This window comes from Nocardioides sp., from assembly GCF_035481145.1.
GTDB lineage: Bacteria > Actinomycetota > Actinomycetes > Propionibacteriales > Nocardioidaceae > Nocardioides.
This window is the reverse complement of sequence record NZ_DATIHB010000193.1, coordinates 1-16,257: the sequence shown is the minus strand read 5'-3', so window position 1 is coordinate 16,257 and position 16,257 is coordinate 1. Positions and strand designations below refer to the sequence as shown.

Genomic DNA, 16,257 nt, shown 5'->3' with positions numbered 1-16,257 from the left:
GGTCGCGGACCCGGACCAGGTCGAGCACGGCCGGCCCGGCGACCGCGCCGACGATGCCGGTGACGATGGCGAGCACGGCAGTGAGCGCGGGGAGGCCGCCGATCGAGTCCGCGACCGCGAGACTGACCGGGGTGGTCGCCGCCTTGGGCGCCATCGTGAGCTCGAGGACGTGGTCGCCGCCGAGCAGCCGCACCGCGAGCACACCGGTCACGATGCTGACCAGGGCACCGACCGGCAGCGCGACGACCATCGGCACGAACATCCGGCCGAGGTGGTGCGCCTGACGGTGCAGCGGCACGGCGAGGGCGACCGTCGCCGGCCCGAGGAAGAAGCCGATGATGCTGCCGCCGACGAGGTACTCCTCGTAAGAGAGGTCGAGCACCCACAGTGCTCCTCCGATGACGAAGAGCGCGACGACCACCGGCTGGGCCACGGCTTTCCACGCTGCCGGGACGCGCTGCTGGAGCTCCAGTCCGAGGCGGTAGCCGAGCAGGGTGAGGAAGAGACCGAGCATCGGCGAGGTGCGGAGCCAGTCGTAGGTCTCGGTCATCGCGCACCCCGCTCCGCCACGCTCCCGAGCAGCAGCGTCGTCAGCCAGCCGACGGCGGCGATGCCGGCCAGCCAGGAGAGCAGGAGCGCACCGACGATCGGCACCGGCTGCTCGCCGACGACGTGGAGCAGCGTCACGACTCCCACGCCGGCCGGGATGAAGAGAAGCTGGAGGTGCTTGAGCAGCCCATCGGCGGCCCGGAAGAGGTTGGCCGACGCGGGCGGACGGCGCACCTGCAGCACGAGGAAGAGCAGCACCATCCCGACGACAGGCCCGGGGATCGTCAGGCCGAGGCTGCGCACGACGACCTCGCCCACGAGCTGGAAGCCGAGCAGCCAGAGGAGTCCGTTGATCACGCGCCCACCTCGGCAGCACCCAGCCCCGCGGCGTCGCGGGCCACGCACCCTTCCAGGTGGTCGTTGGCGATGCCGAGCGCCTGCATCAGGGCATACATCGTCGTGGGGCCGACGAAGACGAAGCCCCGCTTCTTCAGCGCCTTGCTCAGCGCCAGGCTCTCGGGCACCTTGCCGGGCACGTCGGCGAAGGACACGGGCGCCGGGCGCGGCTCGGGGGCATGCGACGCCACGAGCCGGGCGAGCGCGCCCTCACCCTCGGCGTCCCACAGGTCGAGGAGGGCGCGCGCGTTGGTGATCGTCGCGTCGACCTTCAGCCGGTTGCGCACGATGCCGGCGTCGGCGAGGAGTCGCGCGCGCTCGACCTCGTCGTACGCCGCGATGCGCTCGGGGTCGAAGCCGTCGAAGGCGGCGCGGAAGCCCTCGCGCTTGCGCAGGATGATCGCCCAGCTGAGGCCGGACTGGAACGCCTCGAGCGTGAGCCGCTCGAAGACCGCGACGTCTCCGGCGACCGGGCGCCCCCACTCGGTGTCGTGGTAGGCGCGCATCTCACCCGCGCCCGCCCAGCGGCAGCGCAGCTGGCCGTCGTCACCGAGGACGAGATCAGGCACCAGATCGTTCATGGCGGACATCCTCCCGCACGCTGGCAGGACGACCTGTTTGGCGGGCACGGGGTCGGGTACGTCGCGCGGGTACGCACCCCAACCAAGGAGGCGAACGACACGTGCCCACCACGAAGCACGTCACCGACCTGCTCCACGAGCAGCACCAGCACATCAACGAGCTCTTCGACCGTGTCCTCGCGGCGCCGAACCCGGCCCGCAAGCAGGAGACGTTCGAGGAGCTGCGGCGCTATCTCGCCGTCCACGAGACGGCGGAGGAGCTGGTCACCCACCCGATCGCCCGCGCTGGCGTCGACGGCTCGACGGTCGTCGACGACCGGGTCGCCGAGGAGGACATGCTCAAGGGTCTCCTCGCCGAGCTCGACGACATCGAGGTCGAGGACGCGGCGTTCGACCAGAAGCTGGAGAACCTGCACGTGCAGGTGCGCCAGCACATCGAGTACGAGGAGCGGGAGGAGTTCCCGCTCCTCCGCAACGAGAACGACGAGTCGATGCAGGTGCAGATGGCCCGTGCCATCGAAGCGGTCGAGCAGGTCGCACCGACCCGCCCGCACCCGACGCTCGGCAGCGGCGCCACGTCGCAGCTGATGGTCGGCCCGCTCGCGAGCGTCGTCGATCGCACCAAGGACGCGATCGCGAAGGTCCTGGGCTGATCCCCGGCGCCTCGGCGATCAGGGCGCGGGAGCGCCCTAGCCCCGCGGCTTGAGACGGAGGTTGGGCAGCGGGGGCGCCGGGATGGGCGGCGTGTGGTCACCCACCACCACGCCGAACCGTCCCGGCGCGACCTCCTGACTGTCCTCGAGCACGACGCCGTCGCGCGTGATCTGGCCCTGCCACTGCTCGCGGTAGGTGGCCACCTCGTCGTGGCTGCGCCCCACGAAGTTCCACCACATGACCAGCTGCTCGCCGAACGGCGGACCACCGAGCAACACCAGCCGCGCGTCCTCGTGCGCGGTGATCTCGAGCTCCACACAGCCGGGCGCGAGATAGCCGAGCTCCGCGGGCTTCAGCTCCTGCCCCGCGAACGTCACCACCCCCTGATCGACCAGCAGCCCGTGCTCGTACGTCGCGTCGACGTCGAGGCGCAGCGTCGTACCGGCGTCGAGCGAGAGCTCCGCGCCCAGCACGGGCGTCTGGGTCCGGACCGGGGAGGGCTGGCCGAGGAGGTCGCCGAGGAAGACGGCGGCCGACCAGCCCTCCCCCACCACCGGCTCGGGCGCGTAGTGCTCGAACGCCGGCGCCATCTCCCGCCGCGCATCGGGCAGCGCGAGCCACAGCTGTACGCCGTGCAGGACGGTCGTCCTCTCCGTCGAGATCTCCGAGTGGCTGATGCCGCGCCCGGCGGTCATCAGGTTGACCTCACCCGGCCGGACCATCGCCACGGTGCCGATCGAGTCGCGGTGCTCGACCTCGCCGGTGAAGAGCCAGCTGACCGTCGCCAGGCCCGTGTGGGGATGCGGCGTCACGACCATGCCACCCGACTCGGCCACGGGGTCAGGACCGTAGTGGTCGGCGAAGCACCAGGCGCCGATCAGCGTGCGCTCCCGCGACGGTAGCGTGCGGCGTACGTTCATCGCGCGCGGGCCGCCGAGCGGCACGTCACGCGGGACGAGGACCGTCACACCAGGGGCGCCGCCCTGCTCACCACAGACGATCTCGGCCGGCTCCCGCTCCGTGTTGCTCATGCGACCAGAGTGCCACGCAGCGGTCGGCAGCGGTCAGCAGCGCGCACAGCCTCGTGGGCGTCGATGCCGGGCCATCGCCTGCTCACGGGCCGTTCACCCGGGTCGAGCATGGTGGTGGGCATGCGTATCGCCCAGCTCGCCAACTTCATCGGCCCCGCCTCCGGGGGGATGAAGACGGCGGTCGCGGCGCTCGGTGCGGGGTACGCCGACGCGGGGGCCGCGCGACTGCTCGTCGTGCCCGGGCCGGTCGATGCGCGCTCGGACACGGAGGCCGGCACCGTGGTGCAGCTGCGGGCGCCGAAGGTCGGCGGCGGCTACCGCCTCATCGTCGAGCCGTGGCGAGTGATCGACGCGCTGGAGGAGTTCGGGCCGACGTCGGTCGAGGTCAACGACAAGTCGACGCTCCTTCCGGTCGCCCGTTGGGCCCGCCGGCACGGTGTCGGGTCGGTGCTCTTCAGCCACGAGCGGCTCGACGACATGGTCGCCATGCGCACCGGCCTCGACACCGGGGCGAAGGTCTCGATCGGTCTGTGGAACCGGGTCCTCGTGCGTTCCTTCGACGCGGTCGTCGTCACCTCCCGCTACGCGCGGCGGGAGTTCTCCGCTGCGGCCGCCGCGGTCGGCACACCGGTCGTGCAGGTGCCGCTCGGCGTGGACCTGGAGACGTTCCGTCCGCGGGCGGCGCCACCGCTGGCCGCCGCAGGGTCCACCAGCGGACCGCTGCGGCTCGTGCACGTCGGCCGGCTCTCACGCGAGAAGTCACCGCACCTCGCGGTGGCAACCGCGGTCGAGCTGCACCGCCGCGGCGTACCGGTGGTGCTGGACGTCTACGGCACCGGGCCCCACCGCGACGAGCTGGAGGAGATCGCCGCTGGTGCGCCGGTCGTCTTCCACGGACATGTCGCCGGCCGCGTCGAACTGGCCGCCCGGATCGCTGCTGCCGATGTCGCCCTCAGCGTCTGCCCCGGCGAGACGTTCGGACTCGCCGTGCTCGAGGCTCTTGCCTGCGGAACGCCCGTCGTCACCGCGCGCACCGGCGGTGCGAGCGAGCTCATCGACCGCGACGCCGGCTCGTGGGGCGACGCCGACCCGGCCTCCCTCGCCGACGCGGTGCTCCGGGTGGTCAGTCGTCCCGTGGCCGCGCGGCGTTCTGCGGCACGGCGGCGGGCCGAGCGCTTCCCGTGGTCGGCGACGGTCGAGACGATGCTCGGCGTCCACGCAGAGGTCAGCACCGCGTTGGCTCTCGCCGCCTCTCGCTGACCGATCTGCGCTGGAAGGGCGCGGACCGGCCCGACCACAAGCCCCACCTCGATGGACCACAAGCCCCACCTCGGCGGATCGGTCAGGCCAGGACGTCGTCCAGCGGGGTCGCGGCCATGCCGTGCGCTGCGGCGACGGGCGCATAGACCAGTGCGCCGCCGTGCGTGTTGACCCCGAGCGCGAGCGCGGGATCAGCGCGGCATGCCTCCTGCCAGCCGCGGTCGGCGAGGGCGACGGCGTACGGAAGGGTGACGTTGGTCAGGGCGTACGTCGAGGTGCGGGGTACGGCGCCCGGCATGTTGGCGACGCAGTAGAAGAGCGAGTCGTGCACCGGGTACGTCGGGTCCGCGTGCGTGGTGGGTCGGGAGTCCTCGAAGCAGCCGCCCTGGTCGATCGCGATGTCGACCAGCACCGAGCCCGGCTTCATCTCCGACACCAGCTGGTTGGAGACCAGCTTGGGCGCGGCGGCGCCCGGGATCAGCACGGCTCCGATCACCATGTCGGCCTGGCGCACCTGCTCCTCGATCACCAGCCGCGAGGACGCCAGGCCGTGGACCCGGTTGTTGTAGCGCCAGAAGGACATCCGCAGCTTGTCGAGGTCGGTGTCGATGAGCGTCACGTCGGCGCCCATCCCGAGGGCGATGTTGGCGGCGTTCTGGCCGCTGACGCCGGCACCGAGGATGACCACCTTCGCCTGCGCCACGCCACCCACGCCGCCCATGAGCACGCCGCGGCCGCCCTGCGACTCCATCAGGGCGTGCGCACCGACCTGCGGCGCGAGGCAGCCGGCGACCTCGGACATCGGGTAGAGCAGCGGCAGTCCGCCGGACGGGAGCTGGACCGTCTCGTAGGCAATGGCGGTGACCTCACGCTCGACGAGCTCCTTCGTCAACTGGGCATCGGCCGCGAGGTGGAGGTAGGTGAAGAGCACCAGCCCGGGGCGCAGGAAGGCGTACTCCGACGGGATCGGCTCCTTCACCTTGAGCACGAGATCAGCACCCCACGCCTCCTCGACCGAGCCGAGCGTCGCGCCGGCCGCGGCGTACTCCTCGTCGGGGATGGCGCTGCCGAGGCCGGCACCGCTCTCCACGATGACGGAGTGCCCGTGGGCCACCAGCTCGGTCACACCGACCGGGGTGATGGCGACGCGGTACTCGTGGTTCTTGGTCTCCTTCGGAACTCCCACCCTCATGGGAGCCAGCATGCTCACCCCCACTGCCGCACGGAAGGGTCGTGACCGAACCGTGCCCTGCCGATCTGTCGGCGACCCCGGTGTGACTCTCCGGTGACCTTCAGGGCACCGGCAGCCACTCCACCTCGGCGATGTGCAGGATCCGCTCGCGGCCGCGCCGCGAGAGCAGGAGGACGGCGGCGACCAGCGCGACGTACATCGAGCCCATGATGATCAGCACCCACGCGCCGTGCAGGGAGGAGTCGAGCGGCGCGATCATGCCGCCGACCACGGAGACCGCGACCACGACGACGGCGGCGGCACGCGGGAGGCGGAGCGCAGCGAGGAACGGGACGACCCAGAGGAGGTACCAGAGGTGGACGACCGGCAGGGTCAGCAGGAAGCCGCCGACGAGGAGCGCGGTGCCCTGCAGGGCGCGGGTGCGTGACCCGGTCGGCCAGCGGAGCGCGAACCAGCCGACGAGGGCCAGCGCGAGCACCGAGGCCACTGACCGGAAGGCGTCGGCGAAGGTGTGCGGCGCCAGCCCCAGCCCCATCGCCGAGGCGACCGAGTCGAGCGTGCCGCCGAGGAACGTCGGCACCGACAGCGGCGTGTAGATGACCCCCGGTACGCCGAGCGCGTGGATCCAGCCGACGCCCAGCCCCGAGGCGACGCCGACGCCGACGAGCACTGCGACAGCGACCGCTCCCCCGGCCGCGAGGCGACGACCGCGATCGACCACACCCGCGGCTGCCGGCAGCGAGGCGAGCAGGATCGGCACGCAGACCAGGCCGCCGGGGAGCTTGACCGCGGCAGCCAGCCCGCCGAGCGCGGCACCCCAGAGCCAGCTCCGCTCGATGCCCACGACGAGTGCGGCAGCCATCAGCCCGACCATCAGCAGGTCGTTGTGCAGGCCGCCGACGCCGTTGGCGATGACGAACGGCGAGGCGAGCGCGAGCGCACTCGCCAGCGCCGGCCGGACCCCCGTCCACGCCGCCAGCCGCGGGACCGCCCACGCGACCAGCACGAGGCCGACCAGCGCCACGGCGCGGTGGGCGATCACGAGGAGCCACGGGTCCGCGGTGATGCTCGCCGCGAACGAACCGGCGACGAGCGGGACCGGTCCGTACGGCGTCAACGTGTCCATCCAGCGCGGGTCGACGCCCTCGACGATCGGCCCGGCGAGGACACCCGGGCCCCAGTCGTACGGCGAGATCCCGATGTGCGTGAGCATCCCCTGCGCCGCGTAGCTCCAGCCGTCGCGGGAGAAGAGCGGGGGTGCCACCAGCAGCGGCAGCGACCAGAGCAGGGTGGCCTGCCGGACCAGCTCGAGCCCGCCGGGGGCGTCGTCACGGGCAAGCGTGCGGCAGAGGCCGAGCCAGGCTCCGGCGAGCATGCCCAGGCCGACGAGGACGACGGCGAGGCCGATCATCCGCCCGGCCTCGTGGCCGCGGAGCGCCACCAGCTGTTCGTTGCGGAGCAACAGCGTCGACTCGGGCAGCGTCGACACGACCACGCCCCCGAGGAGGACGAGGACGGATCCGGCGAGTCCACGTGTCAGCACACGCGGAACGTACGAGCGCCGGTCGACCAGATCGCCGCGTCCGGGTGAACGACACGCCAACGCGTGGTCACGGTCGCTCCGCGGGGCGCGGCCCGCGCGAGCTGTAACGCGGTGTTCTCGTGGCTTCTGCGCCTCTGCAGACCCGCAGAAGCCACGAGGACACCGCGTTACATCGGGGCGGCGTCAGCGCTCGGTGAAGCCGAGGTGCACCGCTGGCGTGCCGCTCTGCATCGCGGCGAGCTCCTCGGGGTGGTGGCGGTGCATGTGCGCGACGGCACGACGGCGGTAGCGCAGGATCTGCACCGCCCCGAGCGCCCACACGAGGTACTGCACCGACATGGCGGCGCGGAAGTCGTCGAGGTCGTACGCCGCCGGGCCGGCCGGCTCGCGCAGGTCCAGGACGACGCCGATCAGCCACATGGTCAGCAGCGAGGCACTGAAGCCGCCGACGTTGACCATGCCGTTGGCGCGCCCGACAGCCTGGACGGGCGCGAGGGTACGGGCCATCTCGAAGCCGACCATCGACGCCGGACCGCCGGTGGCGATGACGCAGACGAGGACGACCAGCAGCCACATCGGCGCCCGGCCGGGCCAGAGCAGCACGACCGCCCACATCCCGGCACTCGCTGCCACCACGACGAGCACGATGTGCGCGCGGCGGAACGGGTGCCGCGCGACGAGCTTGCCGAGCACCGGCCCCGCGACGACGATCCACGCGGTCATCACCATCAGCAGGCCGCTCGCCGCTCCTCGGGAGAGGCCCTGGCCCGAGACCAGGAACGGGAAACCCCACAGCAGCGTGAAGACGGTCGCGCCGAACTGCGAGGTGAAGTGCGACCACATCCCCAGCCTCGTCGTCGGGTGCGCCCAGATCACCCGCAGGCTCCGCGCGAGCGCGCGCAGCTTGGTCGACTCCCGACCCTGCGCGCGGTAGGGCGAGTCCTTCACCAGCAGCGCCACCGCGACCATGATCACGAGGCCGACGCTCGAGAAGGCGGCGAACGCACGGGTCCAGCCGAGGTCGTGCAGCGCGATGCTGAGCGGCGCCGCCGCGATGATCGCGCCCACCTGGCCGAGCTGCCCGGTCCACTGCGCGACGATCGGGGTCTGCCTGACCAGGAACCAAACGGCCACCAGCCGCAGCACCGAGACGAAGATCATCGCGTCGCCGGCACCCATCACCGCGCGGGTGATGAGGGCAGCGGTGAACGTGTCGGTGACCGCGAAGGCGTACTGCCCCGCCGTCATCAGCGCCAGGCCGGACAGGATCATCCGCCGTGACCCGAAGCGGTCCAGCAGGACGCCCACCGGGATCTGCAGGCCGGCGTACACGAGGAGCTGGAGGACGGTGAACGCCGCGAGCTGGCTCGCCGAGATGTCGAAACGCTCCGCGGCCAGGAGGCCGGCCACCCCGAGCGAGCTGCGGTGAAAGATCGCCAGCACGTACGCCGCCATCGCGACGCCCCAGATCGCCCACGCCCTGCGGCGTCCGATGTTGTGCACGAGCTCGCGCTCTGCCCCTTCCACACGAGAAGCATCGCACTCCCGAGAGCCGCTCCGACGCGCGAGGCTCGATCACGGCGTGACGTCAGCCGAGCGGCCTCTCAGCGCTTCATCTGGCCCACGCCATCAACGCCACCGCGAGCAAGAGGGGTGGGCCGAAGTAGCAGACGAAGAGCCCGACCCAGAGGGTCGACAGCTCCATCATCAGGCGAGCAAGCCAGCTGGTTGGCAGGCCGGCTTCGCGCATGGGCCGAAGGAGCCGTGCGACAGCCTGCTCCCGCGCGCCGACACCAGCCCGCCACAGCTGGACCGGCACCGTGCTCGACGCCAAGACGGCAGCGACCGTCGCCACGGGCCCAGCGAGCGATCCGACCGCCTCCAAAAAAACATCGCCGACTGCGTCATTGAGGAGCTCAGGGCTCTTGGCCGACTTGGTGAGTTCGATGGCGACGACGGACGAGAAGACTGCGCTGCCAGCCACCACCACCGAGGCCCACGTCGCCCGTGCGAGCCAGTTGAGTCGGTCAGCGAGGATCGAGATCTCAGCAAGTCGAGGAGGTGGAGCGGTGGCTGCAGCAATCGCCAGGACCAAACCCCAGGCGACAAGCAAACCCCCGAAGAGGATTCCCGAGGACAGCCAGTCCGGTCCCACGTAGGTGACGATGATGGCGACACCGAGCCACACGAAGAAGACGAGATTCAGGGAGCCCGAACGGCCAAGGGGTGCCGGACCGGCCTGCGCTGCATGTCCGATGCCTACCTGCTCACTCATCGTGTCCTGCTGCATGAACCTGTCGTACACGTCTCCACCGACACAACACACAGAAGGGCGCGGCTCCCATGGTGGATCGCGATCTGTTCACAACCGATACTTGGACGATCGTTGATATCATTTAGGCAGATAAGTGATACTAAAGGACGCCTACGTATCACTTGGGGAGTTGGCATGGCGGAGACACCGTGGCCCCCGGTTGCCACCGAGGAACGACCGTGGCGCACCAACCCCGACCTTCGGGGACCGGACGGTGCACGACCGAACCGTCGCGAGCGCGAGCTCTCCAGCATCACGGTGACGATCCCCGTTGAACTCATCGAACGCACGCCACAACTGGCCTCGTCCACAGTGGCGCTCGCTGAGGACGCCGCACAGCGGATCACGGCGCTCGAGTCGCGCGCCGACCACCTCGGCGGCTTGGGCGAGCTCCTCGTGCGCACCGAAGCCGTGGCCTCGTCGAAGATCGAGCACATCCACGCCGAGATGGACGACATCGCCAGGGCGACAATCGGCGAAGCTGCGGGGGACAAGGCGAGGCGCACGGTGGCGGCTGGTCTCGCGCTCACCGAGCTGACGGACTCGTGCGGCGGCGGCGCTCCCCTGACCGAGGCGGCGATCCTCTCGGCGCACCACCATCTGCTGGCCAATGACCGCCTCGAGGGCGCTTGGGCGGGGCGGTATCGCCAGCAGCAGAACTGGATCGGTGGCAGCGACCTCAGCCCGTTGGGCGCGGTCCACATCCCGCCCCCGCACCAGCTTGTGCCGGGCTTGATGACCGACATGGTCGACTTCGCGAATCGCAACGACATGAGCGCGGTCGCCCAGGCGGCGATCGTCCACGCACAGTTCGAGACGATCCACCCCTTCACCGACGGCAACGGCCGCGTCGGACGCGGGCTCATCGGGGCGGTGCTCCGACGTCGTGGCCTCACGCGCGGGGTGACGGTGCCCGTCGCGGCCGCCATGCTCGCCGACGTCGATCGCTACTTCGACCAGCTCGGCGCCTATCGCTCTGGCGACGTGGACGCGATCGTCGCCTACGTCGCCGGCAGCGCGATCGCGGCCGCTGAGGCGTCGGTCGAGTCCGCAGATCGTCTGGCTGAGCTTCCGGCGCACTGGGCCGATGCCGTGCAGGCGCGTCGCGGATCGTCGGCTCGCACCCTGGTCGACGGCCTGCTGAAGAACCCGATCCTCGACATCCATCGCGCGAGCGCCGTCACCGGGTCGACGAAGATCCGGACCTACGAGGCTCTCGACCGTCTCCAGTCCACCGGCGTTCTCGACGAGATCACGGGTGCCGGCCGGAACCGCATCTGGGTGGCGGGCGATGTGATGACCGAGCTGCGCGCCCTCGAGGAGCGGATCGGCCGCCGAAGCAGGCCCTCGCGGGATCGCACGCGGCTGTCGTAATCATGGGAGCCGTGGGAGGCCGGTTCTGGCCGGACGCAGCCGGACAACGAAAAACGGCCCCCGCCCCGCTCGATCGCAGGTCAGAGGCCGTTCTCCCAGTGTGTGGCAGGTGAAGGATTCGAACCTTCGAAGCTTTCGCGACGGATTTACAGTCCGCTCCCATTGGCCGCTCGGGCAACCTGCCGTGCTGCACCCCGGGTTTCCCCGGTGACAACGAGAAGGAAGAATAGCGGACACCACACTCATCGAGAAAACGCCCGCCACCCGCGGACCTCAGGAGGAGCAAGGCCATGGCCGACTCGTCGTTCGACATCGTCAGCAAGATCGACCGCCAGGAGGTCGACAACGCGCTCGGGCAGACCGCGAAGGAGATCGCCACCCGCTACGACTTCCGCGGCACGGGCGCCTCGATCAAGTGGACGGGTGAGCACGGCATCGAGATCGAGGCCTCCGCCGACGATCGCGCCGCCGCGATCCTCGACGTCTTCAAGGGCAAGCTGGTCAAGCGCAACCAGTCGCTCAAGATCGTCGACGCCTCCGAGCCGCGCCAGTCCGGCCAGGTCTCGAAGATCGACATCTCGCTCAAGGAGGGCATCTCCTCCGAGAACGCCAAGAAGGTCTCCAAGCTGATCCGCGACGAGGGGCCCAAGGGCGTCAAGGCGCAGATCCAGGGCGACGAGCTCCGCGTCTCCTCGAAGTCGCGCGACGACCTGCAGGCGGTCCAGGCGCTGGTGAAGGCGCAGGACTACGACTTCGCGGTGCAGTTCACCAACTACCGCTGACGCCGTACGACGACGAACGCCGCGCCCTCCCGTGTGGGAGGGCGCGGCGTTCGCGCGTTGCCTCGCGTGCCAAAGTGTCAGGCTGACAGTTCGGGCTGCGCTGACACTTCGGAAGTGTCAGACGGGGCCAAAGTGTCAGCCTGACACTTTGGCAGACGGTCCCGGTCAGCCTGACACGTTGGCCGTCGGTCCCGGGAGCCTCAGACCGCGTGCAACGCCGTGCCACCGGGCAGCCCGGCGGACGGCAGCGTGACCGCGCCGGCGGCGGGCGAGAGCCACACGTGACGCCCCTCCACGACATCGAGGTGACGGGCGCTGGTGCGGGTCAGCACCACGACGACCTCCTCCCCCGCATCGGTCAGCACCGTCACGCGGACCTCGAAGCCGACACGGAGCACGCGCGACACGACGCCCTCGACGCCGCCGACCACGAGCGGCGAGACCGACAGCTCGATGTCGTGGGGCCGGATCAGCTGGCCACCGAGCAGGGTCGCCTCGCCGAGGAAGGACATGACGAAGTCGGACGCCGGGGCGTCGTACAGCTCGTCGGGGGTGCCGACCTGCTCCACGCGGCCGTGGTTGATGACGACGATCTCGTCGGCGACCTCGAGGGCCTCCTCCTGGTCGTGGGTGACGAAGACCGTGGTCACGTGGACCTCGTCGTGGAGGCGGCGGAGCCAGTCACGGAGCTCCTTGCGGACCTTCGCGTCGAGCGCGCCGAACGGCTCGTCGAGCAGCAGCACCGACGGCTCGACCGCGAGCGCGCGGGCCAGGGCGAGGCGCTGGCGCTGACCGCCGGAGAGCTGCGACGGAAGCCGGTCGGCGAACTGCGAGAGGTGGACCAGCTCCAGCAGCTCCGCGACGCGCTTCTTCACCTCGGCCTTCGGCTTCTTGCGGATCTCCAGGCCGAACGCGACGTTCTTCGCCACGGACATGTGCTTGAAGACCGCGTAGTGCTGGAAGACGAAGCCGACGTTCCGCTTCTGCGGCGGAAGGTGGGTCGCCTCGACGCCCTCGATCGACACCGAGCCGGTGTCGGCGTTGTCGAGGCCGGCGATGATCCGCAGCAGCGTGGACTTGCCGCCGCCGGAGGGGCCGAGCAGCGCGGTGAGCTGCCCGGTCGGGAGGGAGAGGTTGACGTTGTCGAGTGCCACGAAGTCGCCGAAGGACTTGTTGACACCGGTGATCTCGATGCTCATGGAAGCTCCTTCAGGAGACGGAGTGCTTGGGGCGGAGGATGGCGACGACGACGATGCAGACGACGGCTGCGGCCGCGAGCAGGAACGCCGTGGCGTACGCCGTGGGCTGGTCGAAGTTCTGGTAGCGCTCCTCGACGATGAGCGTCGCGGTCTGCGTCTTGCCGACGATGTTGCCGGAGACCACCTTGACCGCGCCGTACTCGCCGAGAGAGCGGGCCAGCGACAGGACCACGCCGTAGATGACCGCCCACTTGATGCTGGGGAGGGTGATCCGGGTGAAGGTCTGGAACCCGTTGGCACCCAGTGAACGGGCCGCCCACTCCTGCTCGTCACCGATCTCCTGGAGCGTCGGCACGACCTCCCGGATCACCAGCGGCAGGGCCACGAAGACCGTCGCCATGATCATGCCGGGGGTGGAGAAGATGACCTGCACACCCCAGCCAGCGAGGCCTTCGCCGAACCAGCCGCCGCGCGGGTTGTAGACCAGCAGCAGGGCCAGGCCCACCACGACCGGCGAGACCGACATCGGGAGGTCGAGCAGCAGCGAGAGGACGCGACGACCGGGGAACTCGTGGCGGACGATCAGCAGCGACATCGCCACCCCGAAGACGAGGTTGATGACGACCGAGACCAGGGCGACGAGCGCGGTGAGCTGCAGTGCAGCGACGACCTGGTCGTCGGTGAACGCCTCCGACAGCGTCTCGAGCCCGTCGGCGAACGTGTTGCGCACGACCAGCGAGACCGGCCACGCGACGAGCAGGAAGAGGTAGACGACCACGAGGATCCGCAGGGTCCACCGCAGCAGGGCGGGAGTCCTCACCATCGCTTCGTCACCCGCCTCTGCAGCAGGTCGAGCGCGGTGATCACGGCGAGCGCGATCAGCAGCAGGAGGGCCGCGAGCACGGCTGCCGCCCCCGGGTTGCCGCTCTCGATGTAGCTGATGATCCGGACCGAGGCGACCTCGGTCTTGAAGGGGAGGTTGCCGCTCAGCAGCACCAGCGAGCCGTACTCCGCGATCCCCCGCGCGAAAGCCATTCCGGCGCCTGCCACGACCGCCGGAACAAGGCTGGGGAGGATCACGCGCCGGAACGTGTAGAGCCGGCTGGCGCCGAGCGAGGAGGCAGCCTCCTCGACGTCGGTGTCGAGCTCCTCGAGCACCGGCTGCACCGTCCGTACGACGAAGGGCAGCGTCACGAAGGCGAGGGCCAGGAAGACCGCCACCCGGGTGCTCGCGACGTTGACCTCGATCGGGCTGTTCGGCCCGTAGAGCGAGAGCAGCACGAGGCCGGCCACGATCGTCGGCAGCGCGAACGGGATGTCGATGACGACGTCGAGGATCGCGGCGCCCGGGAAGCGGTCACGGACCAGCACCCAGGCGATCGTCGTACCCATCACGACGTTCAGGGCGGTGACGCCGAGGGCCTCGAGGACCGTGAGCTTGAGGGCTGCCCAGTTCTGGGGGTTGCTGAGCACGGTCGCGACACCCTCGAAGCCGCCCGTCGTCGCCTGGATGACGACAGCGGTCAGCGGGATCAGGACGAGCAGGCTGAACCAGATCAGCGAGACGCCGAGCGCAAGGCTCGACGGCGTGGAGAGCGCATTGACGGCCCGAGCCGGGCGCCGCTTGCGCGGCGCCCGGCTGGGTCGTTCCCCATGTTCGGGGGCCAGAGTGGAGGACGTGGTCACTCGCTGGTGCCCGTCGCGATCTGGATCTTGGTGACGATGCCGTTCTCCTCGTCGAAGAACTTCTTCTTGGCGGCGTCCCAGCCACCGAAGTCCGTCGCGATGGTGAGGAGCTTCGCGGGCGCCGGGAACGGGTTCGCCGGGTCGTTGGCACCCTCGACCTCGCCGGTGACGCCCTCGATCACGGGGCGGTAGCCCGAGGCGAGGAAGTCCTCCTGGGCCTCCTTGGTGAAGAGGAAGTCACGGAAGTCCGCAGCCGCCTGCGGAGCGTCGACGGTGACGGCCGCGGGGGTCTCGATCAGCAGGGTCTGGTCGGGGACGATGTAGTCGATGTCCTCGCCGTTCTGCCGCGCCAGGATCGCCTCGTTCTCGTAGGAGACCAGCACGTCCCCGTTGCCGCTGGTGAACGACGTGAGCGCGTCACGGGCCGAACCGGGCAGGGACACGGCGTTCTTGAAGTACTTCGTGAGGTACTCCTCCGCCTCCTTCTCGGTGCCACCGTTGGCGATGACGTGGCCGTACGCCGCGAGCGTGTTCCAGCGGGCACCGCCCGACGAGGCCGGGTTGGGCGTGACGATACCGACACCCGGCTTCACCAGGTCGTCCCAGCCGTCGATCTTCTTCGGGTTGCCCTTGCGGACCACGAGGACGACCACGGAGTCGGCGACGATGCCGTCATGACCGGTCTGGGTCTTCCAGTCGGCGTCGACGAGCTTGGCGTCCACCAGGCGGGTCACGTCGCTCTCGAGGGAGAAGTTGACGAAGTCCGCCGGCTGGCCGCCCTCGACGGCGCGGCTCTGGTCGCCCGACGGTCCGTAGGACTCGCTGAACTCGACGTCCTTGCCCTTGTCGGTCTCCTGGAACGCCTCCGCGATCTCCTTGAACGCCGTCTGCGGCGTGGAGTAGGCGACGAGGTTGACGGTCGCGGCCTTGTCGCCGCTCGACGCGTCCGAGCTTCCGCATGCAGACAGACCGAGTGCTCCCACGAGAGTCACTGCCACAGCGGTCGTGAGCTTCTTGCTCATGTCCTTCTCGCTTTCATCATGGCCGGATCCGCTTCGTTCCGGTCTATGTCGAGAAGATTAGTGGTGTTTAGATACTTTGTCATCTTGATCGATACAGAATGAGATGTGGCATGGGCCACGTCTCCGGGGAGTCCTGCCCATTCCCCTGCACGCTCCCCCGACCTGAAGGTGGTGCGACGCCGCGCAGGGAGCACGGCGACGACGACGAGGGAGCACACGATGACGTACGCCGCCAGCCGCCGCCGGGTCCTCACCGGAGCCGCCACGCTCGGCCTGGCCGCCGCCCTGACCGCCGTCACCGACGACGCGGCCCAGGCGGCGCTGCCGACCGTGAACATGGAGCTCGTGGTGGTCCAGGCCCAGGTGGAGCCGTTCCGGGGGCAGAGCACGCTGGCCGGGGACGCGTCGGTGCGACTGATCCAGTCGGCGCTGCGTGCCCGCGGCTTCACCACGGCCGTCGACGGGTGGTACGGCTCGAGGACCACGGCGGCCTACGCCGCCTGGCAACGCCGCCTCGGCTACTCAGGACTCGGGGCCAACGGCATCCCGGGAAGGACCTCGCTGACCAAGCTCGGCGCGAACCGGTTCGGTGTCGCCCGTGCCTTCGCCGTCGGTGGCCGCACGACGTACACGGGCCTGGTCGTCAACGAGCGGACCCGCAGGATGCTCGCGGC

The 16,257-nt window shown here is 70.2% G+C and carries 17 protein-coding genes and 1 tRNA gene; 5 read left to right on the top strand and 13 right to left on the bottom strand.

The window, feature by feature from the left end; all coding sequences use genetic code 11:
* From VLF38_RS15525 to VLF38_RS15515, 3 genes are all read right to left on the bottom strand, one after another.
* On the bottom strand, nucleotides 1-550 hold a 550-nt coding region (locus tag VLF38_RS15525; RefSeq protein WP_325272142.1), incomplete at its 3' end, for an LrgB family protein.
* Nucleotides 547-906: a CidA/LrgA family protein gene (locus VLF38_RS15520; RefSeq protein WP_325272141.1), complete on the bottom strand. Its 360-nt coding sequence runs from the start codon at nucleotides 904-906 to the stop codon at nucleotides 547-549. The genes VLF38_RS15525 and VLF38_RS15520, both read right to left, overlap by 4 nt.
* Entirely contained in the window at nucleotides 903-1,526 is a 624-nt protein-coding gene (locus tag VLF38_RS15515; RefSeq protein WP_325272140.1) for a DNA-3-methyladenine glycosylase I, read from the bottom strand. Before VLF38_RS15515 ends, VLF38_RS15520 begins: the two co-directional genes overlap by 4 nt.
* A gap of 101 nt (nucleotides 1,527-1,627) precedes the next feature.
* Between VLF38_RS15515 and VLF38_RS15510 the strand changes: the two genes are divergently transcribed.
* Nucleotides 1,628-2,179 carry a hemerythrin domain-containing protein gene (locus tag VLF38_RS15510; RefSeq protein ID WP_325272139.1) on the top strand — a complete coding sequence of 184 codons (552 nt, stop codon included), beginning with the start codon at nucleotides 1,628-1,630 and terminating at the stop codon, nucleotides 2,177-2,179.
* 36 nt (nucleotides 2,180-2,215) lie between these two features.
* Here the strand turns inward: VLF38_RS15510 and VLF38_RS15505 are convergent, their stop codons facing one another.
* Nucleotides 2,216-3,211 (bottom strand): pirin family protein, encoded by a 996-nt coding sequence (locus VLF38_RS15505; protein ID WP_325272138.1) that lies wholly within the window; start codon nucleotides 3,209-3,211, stop codon nucleotides 2,216-2,218.
* Between the two features lie 120 nt (nucleotides 3,212-3,331).
* On the opposite strand from VLF38_RS15505, the gene VLF38_RS15500 reads away from it, so the two are divergent.
* Nucleotides 3,332-4,471: a glycosyltransferase gene (locus VLF38_RS15500; protein WP_325272137.1), complete on the top strand. Its 1,140-nt coding sequence runs from the start codon at nucleotides 3,332-3,334 to the stop codon at nucleotides 4,469-4,471.
* An 82-nt stretch (nucleotides 4,472-4,553) separates the two neighbouring features.
* Here VLF38_RS15500 and ald read toward each other — a convergent pair whose 3' ends face one another.
* The 4 genes from ald to VLF38_RS15480 form a co-directional block, all read right to left on the bottom strand.
* Nucleotides 4,554-5,663 (bottom strand): alanine dehydrogenase, encoded by a 1,110-nt coding sequence (gene ald, locus VLF38_RS15495; RefSeq protein WP_325272136.1) that lies wholly within the window; start codon nucleotides 5,661-5,663, stop codon nucleotides 4,554-4,556.
* A 100-nt stretch (nucleotides 5,664-5,763) separates the two neighbouring features.
* Nucleotides 5,764-7,206: a polyprenol phosphomannose-dependent alpha 1,6 mannosyltransferase MptB gene (gene mptB / locus VLF38_RS15490; protein WP_325272135.1), complete on the bottom strand. Its 1,443-nt coding sequence runs from the start codon at nucleotides 7,204-7,206 to the stop codon at nucleotides 5,764-5,766.
* Between the two features lie 183 nt (nucleotides 7,207-7,389).
* The gene (locus VLF38_RS15485) at nucleotides 7,390-8,733 is read right to left on the bottom strand and encodes an MFS transporter (RefSeq protein ID WP_325272134.1); all 1,344 of its coding nucleotides are present in this window, start codon (nucleotides 8,731-8,733) and stop codon (nucleotides 7,390-7,392) included.
* An 85-nt stretch (nucleotides 8,734-8,818) separates the two neighbouring features.
* Nucleotides 8,819-9,496 (bottom strand): hypothetical protein, encoded by a 678-nt coding sequence (locus tag VLF38_RS15480; RefSeq protein WP_325272133.1) that lies wholly within the window; start codon nucleotides 9,494-9,496, stop codon nucleotides 8,819-8,821.
* A gap of 159 nt (nucleotides 9,497-9,655) precedes the next feature.
* On the opposite strand from VLF38_RS15480, the gene VLF38_RS15475 reads away from it, so the two are divergent.
* Nucleotides 9,656-10,894 (top strand): Fic family protein, encoded by a 1,239-nt coding sequence (locus VLF38_RS15475; RefSeq protein ID WP_325272132.1) that lies wholly within the window; start codon nucleotides 9,656-9,658, stop codon nucleotides 10,892-10,894.
* Nucleotides 10,895-10,997: 103 nt separating this feature from the next.
* Here the strand turns inward: VLF38_RS15475 and VLF38_RS15470 are convergent.
* A tRNA-Tyr gene (locus VLF38_RS15470) sits at nucleotides 10,998-11,078 on the bottom strand.
* Nucleotides 11,079-11,184: 106 nt separating this feature from the next.
* On the opposite strand from VLF38_RS15470, the gene VLF38_RS15465 reads away from it, so the two are divergent.
* Nucleotides 11,185-11,676 carry a YajQ family cyclic di-GMP-binding protein gene (locus VLF38_RS15465; RefSeq protein WP_325272131.1) on the top strand — a complete coding sequence of 164 codons (492 nt, stop codon included), beginning with the start codon at nucleotides 11,185-11,187 and terminating at the stop codon, nucleotides 11,674-11,676.
* A 200-nt stretch (nucleotides 11,677-11,876) separates the two neighbouring features.
* Here VLF38_RS15465 and VLF38_RS15460 read toward each other — a convergent pair whose 3' ends face one another.
* Genes VLF38_RS15460 through VLF38_RS15445 form a run of 4 tightly spaced genes read right to left on the bottom strand, consistent with a single transcriptional unit; the run spans nucleotide 11,877 to nucleotide 15,583 of the window.
* Complete coding sequence (locus VLF38_RS15460) at nucleotides 11,877-12,875, bottom strand: sulfate ABC transporter ATP-binding protein (RefSeq protein ID WP_325272130.1); 999 nt, start codon at nucleotides 12,873-12,875, stop codon at nucleotides 11,877-11,879.
* A gap of 10 nt (nucleotides 12,876-12,885) precedes the next feature.
* Complete coding sequence (locus VLF38_RS15455) at nucleotides 12,886-13,695, bottom strand: sulfate ABC transporter permease subunit (RefSeq protein WP_325272129.1); 810 nt, start codon at nucleotides 13,693-13,695, stop codon at nucleotides 12,886-12,888.
* Entirely contained in the window at nucleotides 13,692-14,561 is an 870-nt protein-coding gene (gene cysT, locus VLF38_RS15450; protein WP_325272128.1) for a sulfate ABC transporter permease subunit CysT, read from the bottom strand. Before cysT ends, VLF38_RS15455 begins: the two co-directional genes overlap by 4 nt.
* A complete protein-coding gene (locus tag VLF38_RS15445) occupies nucleotides 14,558-15,583 on the bottom strand; it encodes a sulfate ABC transporter substrate-binding protein (protein ID WP_325272127.1) in 1,026 nt (341 codons plus the stop codon). Before VLF38_RS15445 ends, cysT begins: the two co-directional genes overlap by 4 nt.
* A gap of 219 nt (nucleotides 15,584-15,802) precedes the next feature.
* Between VLF38_RS15445 and VLF38_RS15440 the strand changes: the two genes are divergently transcribed.
* A partial coding sequence (locus VLF38_RS15440) for a peptidoglycan-binding domain-containing protein (protein ID WP_325272126.1) occupies nucleotides 15,803-16,257 on the top strand: 455 nt, incomplete at its 3' end.